Source organism: Glycocaulis sp., from assembly GCF_052168375.1.
Taxonomy (GTDB): domain Bacteria; phylum Pseudomonadota; class Alphaproteobacteria; order Caulobacterales; family Maricaulaceae; genus Glycocaulis.
Genome location: NZ_JBQLZR010000163.1, coordinates 1 through 14612, shown reverse-complemented (window position 1 = coordinate 14612; position 14612 = coordinate 1). Strand labels below are relative to the sequence as shown.

Below are 14612 nucleotides of genomic sequence, written 5' to 3'. Positions count from 1 at the left end.
TTTGGCCATGGAGGTCACTCCGCCGGCTGGCCTGCAAGATTACGGCCCATGCCGTTGCAGGCAGGGCGCGCCGGTCTGCCATCCGTCCCTTTGGCGGATGGCGCGCTGATCCCTGTAGCGATCAGTCTTGCGCCTGTCTGCGCCTGTTGTCGACGGGATTTACTCCGCTGCCATGGCGAGCTTCTGCCCGGCGCGGATCAGGCGGCCCGGGCGGGCCTTGGTCACCTTGTCATCGCGTACCACGACCTCGCCCGACACGATCGTCGCCCGGTAGCCGCTTGCCCCTTGCAGCAGGCGCTGACCGCCCGCCGGCAGGTCAGCCACCATGTGCGGAGCCTCCAGCTTCAGATTGGCCAGATCAATGACATTGAGGTCAGCCTTCAGGCCCGGCCTGATACGGCCCCGGTCGGTCAGGCCGAGGAAGTCAGCAATGTCGGCAGAGAGCATCTGTACCGCGCGCGGCAGGGCGATGCGCTCGCCGCGTGTGCGCTCCTGCGTCCAGTATTTCAAGAGATAGCTGGGGAAGCTGGCATCGCAGACCGTGCCGACATGCGCCCCGCCGTCTGAAAGCCCGATCAGGGCCTGCGGATGGCGCATCATGGTGAGCACGTTGTCGTAGCTCATCTCGGTGTAATTATAGATCGGCAGGTAGATCAGCTCGCGTCCGTCGCGGGCGATGACGGTGTCATAGAGCTCTTCCCAGACCGATACGCCGCGGGCGCGGGCACGCCCGGCAATCGATTGCTCCCCGGATTGCTCGTAGTCGGGATCGTCCGACAGCATGAAAAGCTTTTCGGCCACGAACTCCATGGCCTCCAGCATGACATCGGCTATGGGAGGCACCGAGGAACCTTCCACCGATACCTTGTCTGGCTTTTCAGAGAGGATTTGCGCCTTCACGGCCTCATCCTTCATCCGCGCGACGCGCTCTTCCAGCGGCAGATGGGCGATGGCCTTGTAGGATGGATGGCCCATGAAGGGGTGGAAGGTGCATTGCAGGCCGAGGAACACGCCGATGGCACGCGGCGCGACCTGGACGCGCATGTCGACGCCTTCAACGTTTAGCGCCTCGACGCCTTTCAGGATGTCGCGCCACTGATTGGGGGCGAGGTCGCGCTGCATGAGGGAGATGGAGGCCGGACGTCCGCCGCCAGCCTTCACATATTTCTCCACAACCTCCCACTCTCTGGGGAAGGCCTCTTCAGAGCGTTGCAGGTCGAAATCGGATACCGCCTGGAGCACGCCATGGGTCAGGCCGTGAAAGGCTTCTGCAATGCCGGTCAGTTCCTTTGTGGTTGCCTCCGAGGCCGGGGTCCATTCCCCGTCCGCGGTGCGGTGCAGGTCGGAACGGCCGGTTGAAAAGCCGATGGCGCCGGCTTCCAGTGCCTCGCGCACCAGCTTCCGCATCAGGGCAATGTCCTCGTCGGAGGCCTGTGCATCGAAGCTCGCCCGCTCGTCCATGACATAGACCCGAAGCGGGTCGTGCGTGATCATGGCGGCGATATCGAGTGTGCGCGGTGTGGCTTCCAGCGCGTCGAGATAGTCCGGAAAGCTCTCCCAGTTCCATTTCAGGCCTTCATGGAGCGCGGTGCCGGGAATGTCCTCGACACCCTCCATCAGCCGCACCAGCCGGTCATGGTCGGACGGGCGCACCGGTGCAAAGCCGACACCGCAATTGCCGACAATCGCCGTGGTGATGCCGTGACGTATGGAAGGCTCCATCCGGTCGTCCCAGGTCGCCTGCCCGTCATAATGGGTGTGAATGTCGATAAAGCCCGGCGTGACGATGCATCCCGATGCATCGATAGTTTCGCGGGCCTCGCCCAGCCCGGTGCCCACGGCTGTAATGCGGCCATTATCGATGACGATGTCGGCCTTTACCGGCTCGCCGCCATTGCCGTCATGAATGAGGCCGTTCACGATCTTGAGCTGGTGGGTCATGGGCGTCTCCTCCGTCTGCCTGTCTTATGGGCTCCTGAGGGCTCAAGCAGGCTTGTTTTGCCAATGGTCCGACAGGCGGAAGGCATAGGCAAGCCCCAGCCCGGATATCAGGTGCCAGATACCCCAGACGGCGATGATGGCGGCAGCACCGCCCAACCCGCCCATGGCGCCCAGAAGAATGACCAGGCCGAGGCCGGAATTCTGGATGCCGATCTCGATCGTCATGGCGCGGCGTCCGCGCCGGTCAAAGCGCAGCGCCCAGCCGGCGGCGTAGCCCAGAAGCAGAGCCAGCGCATTGTGCAGGATCACGATGGGCAGGATCGCCACCGCGCCCATCAGGAGCAGGTCGGCATTGCCGGCAAGACTGCCAAGAATGATCGCGACAAGGATCGCCATGGCGAGGATCGACATGACCGGACGCAGGCGCCGGGCAATGCCCGGCGCACGGGCGGCGACCACCATGCCAAGGATCAGCGGGACAGCGAGCATCACCATCGTCTGAAGCACGAAGGGCAGGGCGTTAACGTCGAGTGTCTCCACCAGAGCCCGTGTCGGCGGGTAGAGACCGCTCCAGAACAGGATGGAGACCGGTGTGGCGAGCGCCGCCAGCAGGCTCGAGGTTGCAGTCAGAGACACAGACAGCGCGGTATCGCCCCGGCCCAGATGGGTAAAGAAGTTCGAGACATTCCCGCCGGGGCAGCAGGCGACGACGATCATGCCGAGCGCGATTGAGGGCTGCGGACCTGTGATTGTCACCAGCGCCAGCGTGGCCAGCGGCAAGAGCAGGATTTGAGTGATGGCCGCACCGGCAAACTGGATGGGCCGGCGGGTCAGCGCCACGAAGTCCTCGACCTTCAGGGTCAGTGCCACCGCAAACATGATCACTGCCAGGCTGACCGGCAACACGCTCTGGAAGACCGGTCCGAGGCTCAGCTCTATCGCGTCAAGATTGGCCGGGTCGGTCATCGCGCATTCCTGGAATCTGGCCTGAAACCGGTCAGGGCCGGGCCGGCACAATGGACGCGAGCGCCCCCGGCTGTCGAGGGCGGCAATGCGCCCTTTAACCTTGAGACCGGACAGGGCATGCTGGCGCAAACTCCGCTAAACCCTTGGGAGGGCGTTATAATGTTACGTTTCTGGACTCTGGCAGCGGCCACTGCCCTGCTTGCTGCCTGCGGTCAGCCCCAGCCTGGCGAAACGTCTGGTGAACCGGCTGAGGATACAAGTGTCGAGACCTCTGCTCCGGCAGAGCAGGCTGAGATGCAGGAGGCTTCCGCCGATGCCGGTGCGTGGCCACCCGTTGGTGAGACCAGTGCGGCGATCACGGCCGAGGACCTCCATTTCCGCATCGCGACGCTGGCCGATGACCGGTTCGAGGGCCGCGCTCCGGCAGCGGAAGCGGGCGAGCGCTCCGCACAATGGATTGCGGACGAGCTGGCCCGCGTTGGCGTGCAACCGGCCGGGACCGAAGGCTGGTTCCAGCCTGTACCGCTGATCGAGGCGACCCTGGATGAAGGCAATTCGCGCCTCGATATCTCCGTCAATGGCGGGCCGATGGGCCTCTCCATGGGTGAGGACATTGTCTACTGGAGCCAGAACCCGGAAGAACAGGTTTCCATCGCCGATACCGAGCTGGTCTTTGTCGGCTATGGCGTCGTCGCGCCCGAATATGGCTGGAACGACTATGAGGGCCTCGATGTCGAGGGCAAGACCGTGGTCATTCTCGTCAATGATCCGGGCTACGCCCAGCCGGATGCCGGCCGCTTCAATGGCGAGGCGATGACCTATTACGGGCGCTGGACCTACAAGTATGAAGAGGCGGGCCGTCAAGGTGCGGCGGGCGCCATCATCGTGCACCAGACCGAGCCGGCCAGCTATGGCTGGGACACGGTCGTGGCGTCGTGGACGGGTCCGCAATTCACGCTCGACATGCCCCCGTCCGATCTCGTCCCCGTTCAGGGCTGGATTCATCTGGATGCGGCGCGCGAGCTGTTTGCCGAAACGGGTCAGGATTTTGACGCGCTCGCCGAAGCGGCTGCAGAGCCGGGCTTCCAGCCGGTAGCGCTGGAAGGCGCGACGATGAGCGCCGAGCTCAATACCAGCCTGCGCCGCCTGACCTCGAACAATGTTGTCGGCATGGTGGAGGGGTCGCAGGCTCCCGATGAATACGTGCTGCTGATGGCGCACTGGGACCATCTGGGCGTGCGCCTGAACTTTGCCTCTGACGACCGCATCTATAACGGCGCTGTCGACAATGCGACCGGCACGGCGGCCATCATGGAAATGATGGAAGCGTTTGCTCTGGGCGAGCAGCCGCGCCGCTCGGTTCTGTTCGTGGCCGTCACCGCCGAGGAACAGGGCCTTCTGGGCTCTGCCTGGTATGCCGCCAACCCGACCGTGCCGCTCAACCAGATCGTGGCCGGTCTCAATATTGATGGCGAATTGCCGGTCGGCCGCACCGAGGACGTGGTCGTCGTCGGTTTTGGGGCCTCCGAGATCGAGGACATCCTGCGCGAGGAAGCCGATGCTCAGGGTGGACGCTATCTTACCGCCGATCCCAATCCGGAAGCGGGTTATTTCTATCGCTCCGACCATGTGAGCCTGGCGCGCGTGGGCGTGCCGATGCTCTATGCCGGTGGTGGTTCGGTGCATCGCGAGCTTGGCCGGGAGCATGTCGAGACGGCGGCGCTTGCCTATCGCATGAACCGCTACCATCAGCCGGGCGATGAGTATCGCGCCGACTGGGATCTGTCGGGGCAGGAAGAGGACGCCCAGCTTCTCTATTCTGTCGCCCGCCGGATCGCTGACAGTGATGTCTGGCCGAACTGGTATGAAGGCAACGAATTCCGCGGCCTTCGCGACGCGATGATGGAAGAGCGCTAGGACGCGCCTTTCCATTTTCACGGGCAATCAGGCCCCGTCCCGTCTCCGGGGCGGGGCCTTTTCCTTTCACGCTGCACAGCGCGCAAGAAACAGAATGACGGAGGCGGGTGCACAGGAGTAAGAGCGCAAGCCATGACCCAGCCTGCCAACCCTCCCGCCGCGCCCCTCCCGCCCGCATCGCCGGAAAGCGGGCGTCTGGATGCCGGACGCGCCGGTGCCGCAGCGCTTTCGGCCTATGTGATCTGGGGGCTGTCAGCGGCATTCTACAAGTTTCTGGGCTTTGCCAGCGCGACCGAGATCGTCCTGCACCGCGCGGTATGGTCGGTGCCGCTTCTGGCCCTTCTGGTCTGGATGGCGGGCCGTGCGCCATCTGCCTGGCGTGTCATGGCCGACCGCCGGGCGCTTGCCACCCTGCTCCTCAGCGCCATCCTGATCGCGTCCAACTGGTGGGTCTTTGTCTGGGCGATCAATGCCGATCGCGTGCTCGACGTGTCGCTGGGCTATTTCATCAATCCTTTGATGAATGTCGCGGTTGGCGTGTTCATTGCGGGCGAACGCTTCGGCCGGGCGCGCATGATTGCCGTGGCTCTGGCCGTCATTGGCGTGGTGAACCAGATCATCGCGGTCGGCGAAATTCCGTGGATCGGGCTGTTCCTCGCCGCTTCCTTCACCGCCTATGGCTATATCCGCAAGACCATCTCCACCGATGGCCGCGTCGGCCTGTTCTGGGAGACGCTGATCATATCGGTGCCCTCCCTCATCGCCCTCCTCTTCATCGAGGCATCGCCGGAGGGGCGTTTCCTTGCCGGGCCCTATGAGGCCATCATGCTGATCCTGACCGGACCGATGACGGTGGCTCCACTCCTCCTCTTCATCATCGGCGCGCGGGGCCTGCATTTTGCCACGATCGGCCTGTTGCAGTTCGTTGCGCCGACCTTGCAGTTCACCGTCGGCCTTATCTGGGGGGAGGCCTTCACCTTCGCCCATGCCATCACCTTCGCCTTCATCTGGGCGGGGCTGGCCGTCTTTGCCCTTGATCTCCTAAGCTCCCGAAAACGCGCCATCGCGAAGGAGAGCTAGATGACCCATCCGCCCATGCCGCCTGCGCGCCGGATCAATGCCGGCGAGGTGACATTGTCGGTGCACGAGGCCGGGCCGGAGACGGGCTTGCCCGTTCTGCTGCTGCATGGCTGGCCGGAGCTGGCCATGTCCTGGGCTGCCCAGATCGAGGCTCTCGCCAATGCCGGCTACCGGGTGATCGCGCCGGATAATCGCGGCTTTGGCGCGTCCGACGCGCCAGAGGCAGTCGAGGCCTACGGTATCGACAATCTGGTGGGCGACATTTCAGGCCTGCTCGATGCGCTGGGCATAGAGCGCGCCGTGATGGTGGGTCATGACTGGGGCGGCATACTGATGTGGCATGCTGCCTGCCTGATACCGGAGCGTTTTCTGGGCGCGGTGGGTGTGAACACGCCCCATCTGCCGCGCGGTGCCCGCCCTCCGCTGGACGTGTTCCGCGAAATGGGCGGCGAGGAGCACTATATCGTCCGCTTTCAGGATGAGGCCGCCGATAGGCTCTTTGCGGGCCGCGAGCGCGATTTCTTCGACTTCGTGTTCGGCGCCCCGCCGCCGTCTGGCGATCTTGCAAAGCTGCCACCGTCAATCACGCACCTTCCCGCCCGCTTCGAGCGTTTTGTTGCGCGTGGCGGTCTGAAATCAGAAGAGGATGTGGTCGTGCCGGGCGATGCCCGCATCCACTATGCCGATATCTATGCCCGCACGGGCTTTCGCGGCGGCATCAACTGGTACCGCAATTTCGACGCGAACTGGGAGCGGATGGGCGGTGTCGACCACCGGCTTTCCATGCCGTGCCTGATGATTTCCGCCGAGTGTGATTTCATGCTGCCGCCCAAGCTCACCGCCTGGATGCCGGCGCTCTGTTCCGATCTTGAAATGCATGTGATCGAGAACATTGGCCACTGGACACAGTATGAAGACCCCGGCGCGCTCAACGCCCATCTGATCGACTGGCTGGAGCGGCGTTTCTGAACCTCAGGTGCGCACCGCGCAGGAAAGCGCCGACGGGGTGAACAGGGTGTCTACCGGAGAGCTGGCTGCCTCGTCCTTCGGGCGCAGAAGGTAGAATTCAGCGGCAAACCAGCCTGCTTCCTCCATGGCGAGGGGTTTGCGCCCCACCTCGCGCAGGCGGCCAAGTGCGCCCGCGCGCTCCGCATCATCGGTGAACTGACGCTGGGGGAAGAGCGCGCCTTCCAGCTTTTCGGTGACATAGCCGAAGGGCTCCATCGCGGCGGCAATATCGTCCATCGGGAACTGGCGCAGCACGAAAAGCGCCATCCAGGGCAGCTGGCCGGAAACGGCCTGCGCAATGCGGGTAAACGTTGGTGCGCCGACATAGCCGACAGCTCCGGTGGAAATCACGATATCGCTATGGGCAAAGACGCGGGCCTCGTCATGTTCCGGAGGCAGGCCGTCTGACGCGTCCTCCAGATTGCAGGCGAGCCCAAAATCAAGCAGCCCGGCGGCCCGGGCGTAGGCTATCGCCGGGTCTGACGTGTCGAGCCCGGTGAAAACCAGATCGTCGATCAGGGGAAAGCTGCGATACCAGGACTTGTCCTCGGCCAGCAGCGCGTCCGTCTCCATCCCGTTGATCAGCCGGGCGGTGTAGTGGGCGTGCAGGCGCGAGACAGATAGCGGAAACTTGTGAAGCGCCGCATTGATCCCGTAGGAGCAGCCGACATCAGTGACCTGCAGGCGCTCAAGCTGGCGGGTGGCGCGCAGGCGATCATAGCATTCACGAAATACAGGCGCCGCGCATTCGGCAATCATGTAATTGTGCTTGCACAGGCGATGAAAATAATATCGCGGATCATCTTGCGTATAGATGTCGTCAAACGAAGCCTTTCCCGTCTCATCGATGGAGACGGGATTATTATTGTCGAGCATAATGGGATGTCCCCGCAGCTTTTGCGCGCTGCGGAGACTATCAGACCGGCGTAAATGCCTCAACCGTAGCCGGGCAAATACTTGAAAAATGAGAGGCGGTGCTAGTCGTCTTCGCCGAGGTCCGGCACGGCGACAGCATGGAAGCCCGCATCGACATGGAGCACTTCGCCAGTGCAGGAATGGCCAAGGTCGGACAGCAGGTAGAGCGCCGCGCCGGCCACGCCTTCCATGCGGGTGTCCTCTTTCAGCATCGACCAGTCCTTGCCGGTCTTCATCAGCGTGCGGCCACCGGATATGCCAGCCATGGCGAGCGTGCGCATAGGGCCGGCCGAGATGGCATTGACGCGGATGCCCGACGGGCCAAGATCGCGCGCGATATAGCGGGTGCAGGCCTCGAGAGCCGCCTTGGCAACGCCCATGACATTGTAGTTGGGGACGACACGCTCAGAGCCGAGATAGGTCATGGAGACCATGGCGCCGCCATCGGGCATCAGGGCGCTGGCGCGCTTGGCCGCATCGACGAAGGAGAAGGCCGACACGTCCATGGCCCGCTTGAAGCCTTCGCGCGTCGTGTTGTGGGTGAAGGAGCCTTTCAGCTCGTCCTTGCCGGCGAAGGCAATGGCGTGGACGAGGAAGTCCAGCTTGCCCCACTTTTTCTCCAGCGTGGCAAAGCACGCATCCATCGAAGCATCATCCGTCACATCGGCGGTGACCATGAAGGGTTCGCCGCCCAGGCTCTCCACCAGCGGACGTACGCGCTTCTCCAGCTCTTCACCCTGGTATGAGAAGGCAAGCTCGGCGCCCTGCGCGGCAAGCTGCTGGGCGATGCCCCAGGCAATCGAGTTCTTGTTGGCGACGCCCATGACAAGCCCGCGCTTGCCCTTCATCAGATTGCCGGCCGGAAAAACACTGTCGCTCATGGGGTCTATCCCTCCCGAAATTTCTGGTCGTGCCGATCACGCGAATCCGTGCCGGCAGACACCTGTTTCCCGTCGAATAGCGGATAGGGGCTGCGGCGTCGAGCCGCAGACGTGTCAGCAACCCGGTCATCATGACGCCAAATTGATCGGTGCATGATGGCTCGCACGTCTGGTCAGGACCGGCAGATCATGCCAGCGTTTCGGACTGAACCGCGTGTGAGGGGCCTTTGGCCTGTATCCCGGAAGACTGAGGACTGAACTTGAACAGAATTGTTGCCCGCCCCCGTTCCGAAGCCATCGAGAAAAGCTGGGGCAATCTGGACTGGACCAGCGTCTTTGCCGCGCTGATCTATCCGGCCATCGGTGTTGTCGGCATGATCGGAGCCATCGTGCTCGGCCTCGCCCTGGAAGGGCTTGCCTTCCACTGGTGGTATGTTCCGCTCGCCATGGCCGTTGGCGCCGTGACGCTTGTCATCTGCAATTTCGGCATCGGTGTGCTGCACCGTGTCTGGCAGCACCGTTCCGGCGAGCTGAAATGGCCTGCCCAGATGCTGACCGCGCTCAATTGCGTTGTCGCCATGCAGGGCCGGTTCAAGGACTGGATCAACTACCACTCCCAGCATCACCGGCTGTCCGACAAGCCCGGTGATCCGCACAATCCGCACGAAAGCAAGGTCTGGGCGTGGTTCGGCTGGATCATTTTCCGCGATCCCAACGATCTGGAGCGCCCGCTGGCCATGTGGCTGCGCGACATGCCCGGCGTGAAATGGGTGGACCGGCACTATAACTGGCTCTCCCTGCTCGTTCACCTCGTCATCCCGGCTGCAATCTATCTCGCGGTGTTCCTGTCGGGCGGCTCGATCCTGCTGACCTTCCTCCTGCATGCAGCGGCCGTCACCGCACGCGGCGTGCAGTTTCACGCCACCACGCTGGGTGTGAACGTGTTCGGTCATCTGAAGACCCCGGCCTGGCTAGACTGGACGCTTGCCCTGCTGACAGGTGGCGAGGCGATCCACGACCATCACCACGAGCATCCGCAAAGCGCCCTGCACCTGCCGCGCAAGGGGCTGATCAACCGGGTGGTTGATTATAACGGCACCCTGCTCCTGCTGTTTGAGAAGCTCAAATGGGCGAGCGACCTGAAGATCGCGCCGCAATTTGCCGCGCAGCCTGTGCTGGCGCGCAACTGAGCCTGCGCAGTCTTGCCGCGCATCACACCGGTGCGCGGCGGGATTTCGCCCGGGGAAGGCTTGCTCTAAACAGGTGTCAGGCTGACACCTGACAATTAGGGGCTATCCATCCGTGCACGAGAATTTCCGCCGTTTTGCTGCGTATAATGCCTGGGCCAATGCCCGGCTTTACGATGCGGCAACCGCGCTGAAGGACACCGAGCGCAAGAAGGATGTAAAAGCCTATTTCCGCAGCCTGCACGGCACGCTCAACCATCTTCTGGTGGCGGACCGGATCTGGCTCAAACGCCTGACCGGCGAAGGCGATGCGCCTGCCCGGCTTGATACCCTTCTCTACGAAAACTTTGCCGAACTGCGAGAGGCCCGCGAGGCCGAGGATGAGCGCCTCGTGGCCTATGTGGCGGGCCTCGAGGGTCAGGACTTCAACGCTCCAGTACGCTACGGCAATACGCGCGGGGAGAGCAAGGAATTGCCGCTGGGGGTGATCCTCGCACACCTGTTCAATCACCAGACCCATCACCGGGGGCAGGCGAGCCACATCTTGCGACAGCTCGGTGTCGCCGAACCGCCTTCTCTCGACCTGCTCTATTTCGCGCTGCCGTCTGCCTGATATCGGTCAAGCCAGCGCGTGATACGCTTGGCGTTCACACCGAAATCGTAATGCCCCATCAGCGCGCGCGAATAGATCGCGAGGGCATGCTGGCCGGGTGCCATTTCAAAGACTGTGGCCGTGATGAGATCACGAAAGCCCCATACGGCGCTCTTCTGCTCGAACTCCACCTGCAAGCCGTCCTGACGGGTCATTTTCGTGCGTGGATCGGCAAGCCCTGCCTTGATGAGGCGGTCCAGCAGTTCTCGGCCCGGTGCGGGTTCAGCCTGCAGGCGCAGATGCGGCTCGGTCCGGGCCTCAAAGCCTTGCGGAAGGACCAGATACCAGTTCGGCCTGGCGGGCGGCTCGAGCGCCGAAAAGTCCAGCGGAAACCTGTCACGCGCCGTCATCGTGCCTCTCCTGCAGCAAATAGGTGGCTGGCGGCGTCATTTTGCGCCGCAGCGGGATGACAGGAAGTCCTGTGCGCCCTAAACAGCATACAATATCGCATGTTCCTGCCCGGCAACCGGATTTCCTCGATCATGACCTCGCCTGCGCTCGAAGTAAGTGGCCTCAGCAAGACATTCGGCGGCTTTCCGGCCGTGCGTGATGTCAGCTTCACCGTTCCGGCCGGTTCCATCACCGGCTTTCTGGGTCCGAACGGGGCTGGCAAGACGACAACCTTGCGCATGTCGCTGGGCGTGATCCGGCCCGATACCGGCCATGCGCTCCTGTTCGGCCAGCCGCCGACCCTGAAGACGCTTGACCGGGTGGGCTTCCTGCCCGAGGAGCGCGGTGTCTACCGCAAGATGACCGCCGAGCAGGTGATTGCGCTGTTTGCGCGCCTTAAGGGCGTGCCGGCAGGCGAGGCCCGCAAGCGCGCAAAAGCCGCGCTGGAGCGGTTCGGCCTTGGCGCCAGCGGGGGCAAGAAGATCAAGGAGCTTTCCAAGGGCATGGCCCAGAAGGTCCAGATCATCGCCGCCATCATCCACGAGCCGGACTTCATCATCCTGGACGAGCCGTTCTCCGGTCTGGATCCGGTGAACCAGGCCATGCTGGAGGATGTCATCCTCGAGCAGGCAGAAGCCGGGCGCACAATCCTGTTCTCGACCCATGTGATGGCGCAAGCCGAGCGTATCTGCGACCGCATCGTGCTGATGGCGCGTGGCCAGAAAATCTTCGACGGCAATGTCGAGGAAGCGCTGGGCGTTGTGCCGCGTCTCGTCACGATCGGGGTCGACTCCGACGATGATCTCAGCGCGCTGCTGTCGCGCTTTGGCGAGGTGACACGCCTTGAAAAGGATATGGACGGAGCCACGATCTGGCAGATCGCCCTCTCTCCCGGTGCAGACCCGCAGCACGTCCTGAGGGCCTGCGTGGAGGCCGGGGTCCGGCTGACCCGCTTCGAGCCGGTGCGCCCGCACCTGCACGATGCCTTTGTCCAGCTGGTCTCTGCCAGCGATACCGCAGCTGCTGCCGGAGGCCGTTAAGTCATGCGCGCCATCTACCTGATCGCCCGCCGGGAATATCTCTCCTATGTCGCGACATGGGGTTTCTGGATTTCTCTGGCTTCCGTTCCGCTCTTCATGCTGGTCGGCGCCGCCATCCCGGCTCTCGTCCAGTCGGCCCAGCCGGTGCGCCACTATGTGATCATCGACGAGACGGGAGAGGGGCTCGATACTGTCATCCAGGGCGCCATCGAGGCGGAGCGCCGCTCCCAGACACGTGCAGCCCTCGAAGCGGCGGCCATTGTCTCGGCAGATGCAGCCACACGCGAACAGGCGCTCGCCGCCTTCGATGCTGACCCGGTCGGCCTTGACGGGCTGGATGAGGCGCTGGCCATTCTCGGCATGGAAGACAGTGCCGGCATGATCGCGTCGACCAGTGGCAATCTGGTCCGTGTGGATGCCCCCGCCCGCACGATTGATGAATTGCGCCCCTATCTGACGGGTGATCAGCGCGTTTCAACGCCCGATGGCCCGCGTGACCTCTTTGCCGCCGTCTTCCTTGCCCGTGAGGCAGGCGAAGAGCTTCCCGTCATCAATTACTACTCGGCCAATGTCACTGAGCAGAGCCTTTCCAGCGCCGTGCGCCGGGCCTTGCGTGACCATGTGCGCGAGCAGGCCCTCGCCGCGCGTGGTCTCGACCCGCAGGAAATCCGCGAGCTGTCCTCGCTCGAACCGGAAATGCGCAATCTCAATCCCGCCACTGTTGATGACAGCGAGGTCGGCGCGGCGGATCTGGCGCCGTTCATCGTGGCCGTGGTGCTGGCCATCCTTTTGTGGACGGCCATCTTCTCGGTCGCCAACATGCTTCTGACCAGCCTGATCGAGGAAAAGGGCGGCAAGATCATCGAGCTCTTGCTCTCCACCGTGCGCGTGCGTGATCTGCTGATCGGCAAGCTTCTGGGCGTAGCCGCCGTCTCCTTCACCCTGTTTGCCGTCTGGGGCCTTATCGGCACGACGCTGATGCTGATTGCCGGCACCTTCCTGCAAGGCATGGACCCGGAGATTGCGGGCTTCATGGGCGAGGCAGTCCAGCCTGGCCTTTTCATTGCCGCGCTCGGCTATTTCCTCGTCGGGTATCTGATGTATGGCGCGATCTTCCTCGCGCTCGGTTCGCTGTGCGAGACGCTGCAGGATGCGCAGTCCCTGATGAGCCCGCTCATCCTGGTCCTGATGCTGCCCTTGATGATCCTCGTCTTTGCCATGCGCTCGATCGATTCCGTTGCCGTGCAGATCGTCTCGTGGGTGCCCATCTGGACGCCCTTCGGGATGATTGCCCGCCTGCCGTCCGAACCGCCGCTCTGGGAGATTGCAGGTACGACGGCGGTGATGGTGGCAACGCTGCTTCTGGTGGTCTGGGGCGCGGCCTCGGTCTTCCAGCAAGGCGCGCTCGGCCACGCCAATGCGGATTCGGTCAAGCGCATCCTGTCGCGCAAGAAGCCCTCCAAGGATGAGGAATAGGCCGCCATGGTCCTGACACCCGGCGAACCCTTCTACCGCGAGCGCCGCCTTCCGCCTTATGTCTTCGCCGAGGTGAACCGCATGAAGGCGGCCTGGCGCAAGGAGGGGCGTGACATCATCGATTTCGGGATGGGCAATCCCGACCTCGCGCCCGCGCCACACATTATCGAGAAGCTGAAAGAGGTCGCTGCCGATCCGCGCGCGCACCGCTATTCGGCCAGCCAGGGCGTGCCGGCACTGCGCCGCGCCTTTACGCGCTATTACGAGCGCCGCTTCGATGTCGGCCTGAATGCCGAGACCGAGGTGTGCGTGACGCTCGGTTCCAAGGAGGGCCTCGCCAATCTGGCTCAGGCCATCACGGCGCCCGGCGATGTCATCATCGTGCCGGACCCGTCCTATCCGATCCACATGTTCGGCTTCATCATCGCGGGCGCTGCGGTGCGTGCGGTCAGCTTCAACTCGCCCGAACAGTTTCTTGCCGACGCGGTGACCGCCTGCAAACGCTCTGTCCCGGCCCCGTCCGCAATGGTGCTGAACTTTCCGTCAAACCCGACGGCGCAGGTTGTCGATCTCGATTTCTACCGCGAGGCGGTCAAGGTCGCCAAAGCCAACGATATCGTACTCATCTCCGACCTTGCCTATTCGGAGATCTATTTCGACGGCAATCCGCCGCCCTCCATCCTGCAGGTCGAGGGCGCGCGAGATGTGGCGGTGGAGTTCACCTCCATGTCGAAAACCTACTCCATGCCGGGCTGGCGCATCGGCTTCGCCGCTGGCTCTGCGCGCCTCATCGCTGCGCTGAAGCGCGTCAAATCCTATCTCGACTACGGCGCTTTCACGCCTGTCCAGATTGCCGCCGTGGCAGCGCTGGACGGACCCCAGGACCATGTCGCCGCTGCCCGCGAGATATACAAGAAGCGCCGCGACGTGCTGGTGGAGAGCTTTGGCCGGGCAGGTTTCGACATTCCCTCACCGCCCGCAACCATGTTTGCCTGGGCGCCGATCCCGGAGCGCTTTGCTTCCATGGGATCTGTGGAATTTGCCAAGGACCTGCTGGACAAGACCGGTGTTGCGGTCGCGCCGGGCCTCGGCTTTGGCGAGCGCGGCGACACCCATATCCGGCTTGCGCTGGTCGAGAACGAGCAGCGCATCCGTCAGG

General features: G+C 63.4%; 13 protein-coding genes. 8 read left to right on the top strand and 5 right to left on the bottom strand.

Annotation, left to right across the window (positions count from 1 at the left end; all coding sequences use genetic code 11):
- Nucleotides 1–159: 159 nt before the first annotated feature.
- Together ACTS2Z_RS06420 and ACTS2Z_RS06415 are read right to left on the bottom strand one after the other, a co-directional pair.
- Nucleotides 160–1941: an N-acyl-D-amino-acid deacylase family protein gene (locus ACTS2Z_RS06420; protein ID WP_442572391.1), complete on the bottom strand. Its 1782-nt coding sequence runs from the start codon at nucleotides 1939–1941 to the stop codon at nucleotides 160–162.
- Between the two features lie 42 nt (nucleotides 1942–1983).
- Nucleotides 1984–2907 (bottom strand): bile acid:sodium symporter family protein, encoded by a 924-nt coding sequence (locus tag ACTS2Z_RS06415; RefSeq protein ID WP_442572390.1) that lies wholly within the window; start codon nucleotides 2905–2907, stop codon nucleotides 1984–1986.
- Nucleotides 2908–3066: 159 nt separating this feature from the next.
- On the opposite strand from ACTS2Z_RS06415, the gene ACTS2Z_RS06410 reads away from it, so the two are divergent.
- From ACTS2Z_RS06410 to ACTS2Z_RS06400, 3 genes are all read left to right on the top strand, one after another.
- Nucleotides 3067–4824 carry a M28 family metallopeptidase gene (locus ACTS2Z_RS06410; protein WP_442572389.1) on the top strand — a complete coding sequence of 586 codons (1758 nt, stop codon included), beginning with the start codon at nucleotides 3067–3069 and terminating at the stop codon, nucleotides 4822–4824.
- Between the two features lie 132 nt (nucleotides 4825–4956).
- Complete coding sequence (rarD, locus tag ACTS2Z_RS06405; RefSeq protein WP_442572388.1) at nucleotides 4957–5904, top strand: EamA family transporter RarD; 948 nt, start codon at nucleotides 4957–4959, stop codon at nucleotides 5902–5904.
- The gene (locus ACTS2Z_RS06400) at nucleotides 5905–6873 is read left to right on the top strand and encodes an alpha/beta fold hydrolase (protein ID WP_442572387.1); all 969 of its coding nucleotides are present in this window, start codon (nucleotides 5905–5907) and stop codon (nucleotides 6871–6873) included.
- Nucleotides 6874–6876: 3 nt separating this feature from the next.
- Here the strand turns inward: ACTS2Z_RS06400 and ACTS2Z_RS06395 are convergent, their stop codons facing one another.
- Nucleotides 6877–7788, bottom strand: a complete 912-nt coding sequence (locus tag ACTS2Z_RS06395) for a class I SAM-dependent methyltransferase (protein ID WP_442572386.1) — start codon at nucleotides 7786–7788, stop codon at nucleotides 6877–6879.
- Nucleotides 7789–7889: 101 nt separating this feature from the next.
- A complete protein-coding gene (locus tag ACTS2Z_RS06390; RefSeq protein WP_442572385.1) occupies nucleotides 7890–8708 on the bottom strand; it encodes an enoyl-ACP reductase FabI in 819 nt (272 codons plus the stop codon).
- Nucleotides 8709–8968: 260 nt separating this feature from the next.
- On the opposite strand from ACTS2Z_RS06390, the gene ACTS2Z_RS06385 reads away from it, so the two are divergent.
- Nucleotides 8969–9898, top strand: a complete 930-nt coding sequence (locus ACTS2Z_RS06385) for an acyl-CoA desaturase (RefSeq protein ID WP_442572384.1) — start codon at nucleotides 8969–8971, stop codon at nucleotides 9896–9898.
- 112 nt (nucleotides 9899–10010) lie between these two features.
- Entirely contained in the window at nucleotides 10011–10508 is a 498-nt protein-coding gene (locus ACTS2Z_RS06380) for a DinB family protein (protein ID WP_442572383.1), read from the top strand.
- Here ACTS2Z_RS06380 and ACTS2Z_RS06375 read toward each other — a convergent pair.
- Complete coding sequence (locus ACTS2Z_RS06375; RefSeq protein ID WP_442572382.1) at nucleotides 10484–10897, bottom strand: DUF1499 domain-containing protein; 414 nt, start codon at nucleotides 10895–10897, stop codon at nucleotides 10484–10486. The genes ACTS2Z_RS06380 and ACTS2Z_RS06375 overlap by 25 nt on opposite strands.
- Before the next feature lie 99 nt (nucleotides 10898–10996).
- On the opposite strand from ACTS2Z_RS06375, the gene ACTS2Z_RS06370 reads away from it, so the two are divergent.
- The 3 genes from ACTS2Z_RS06370 to ACTS2Z_RS06360 all read left to right on the top strand — a co-directional run.
- Nucleotides 10997–11977 carry an ABC transporter ATP-binding protein gene (locus tag ACTS2Z_RS06370; protein ID WP_442572381.1) on the top strand — a complete coding sequence of 327 codons (981 nt, stop codon included), beginning with the start codon at nucleotides 10997–10999 and terminating at the stop codon, nucleotides 11975–11977.
- Nucleotides 11978–11980: 3 nt separating this feature from the next.
- Nucleotides 11981–13453 carry an ABC transporter permease gene (locus ACTS2Z_RS06365; protein WP_442572380.1) on the top strand — a complete coding sequence of 491 codons (1473 nt, stop codon included), beginning with the start codon at nucleotides 11981–11983 and terminating at the stop codon, nucleotides 13451–13453.
- A gap of 6 nt (nucleotides 13454–13459) precedes the next feature.
- A partial coding sequence (locus ACTS2Z_RS06360) for an LL-diaminopimelate aminotransferase (RefSeq protein WP_442572379.1) occupies nucleotides 13460–14612 on the top strand: 1153 nt, incomplete at its 3' end.

Bases quoted from the DNA above. Each gene is read 5' to 3' on its own strand.
- ACTS2Z_RS06420 (WP_442572391.1), bottom strand. From the start codon at position 1,941: ATGACCCACCAGCTCAAGATCGTGAACGGCCTCATTCATGACGGCAAT.
- ACTS2Z_RS06415 (WP_442572390.1), bottom strand. From the start codon at position 2,907: ATGACCGACCCGGCCAATCTTGACGCGATAGAGCTGAGCCTCGGACCG.
- ACTS2Z_RS06410 (WP_442572389.1), top strand. From the start codon at position 3,067: ATGTTACGTTTCTGGACTCTGGCAGCGGCCACTGCCCTGCTTGCTGCC.
- rarD (WP_442572388.1), top strand. From the start codon at position 4,957: ATGACCCAGCCTGCCAACCCTCCCGCCGCGCCCCTCCCGCCCGCATCG.
- ACTS2Z_RS06400 (WP_442572387.1), top strand. From the start codon at position 5,905: ATGACCCATCCGCCCATGCCGCCTGCGCGCCGGATCAATGCCGGCGAG.
- ACTS2Z_RS06395 (WP_442572386.1), bottom strand. From the start codon at position 7,788: ATGCTCGACAATAATAATCCCGTCTCCATCGATGAGACGGGAAAGGCT.
- ACTS2Z_RS06390 (WP_442572385.1), bottom strand. From the start codon at position 8,708: ATGAGCGACAGTGTTTTTCCGGCCGGCAATCTGATGAAGGGCAAGCGC.
- ACTS2Z_RS06375 (WP_442572382.1), bottom strand. From the start codon at position 10,897: ATGACGGCGCGTGACAGGTTTCCGCTGGACTTTTCGGCGCTCGAGCCG.
- ACTS2Z_RS06370 (WP_442572381.1), top strand. From the start codon at position 10,997: ATGTTCCTGCCCGGCAACCGGATTTCCTCGATCATGACCTCGCCTGCG.
- ACTS2Z_RS06365 (WP_442572380.1), top strand. From the start codon at position 11,981: ATGCGCGCCATCTACCTGATCGCCCGCCGGGAATATCTCTCCTATGTC.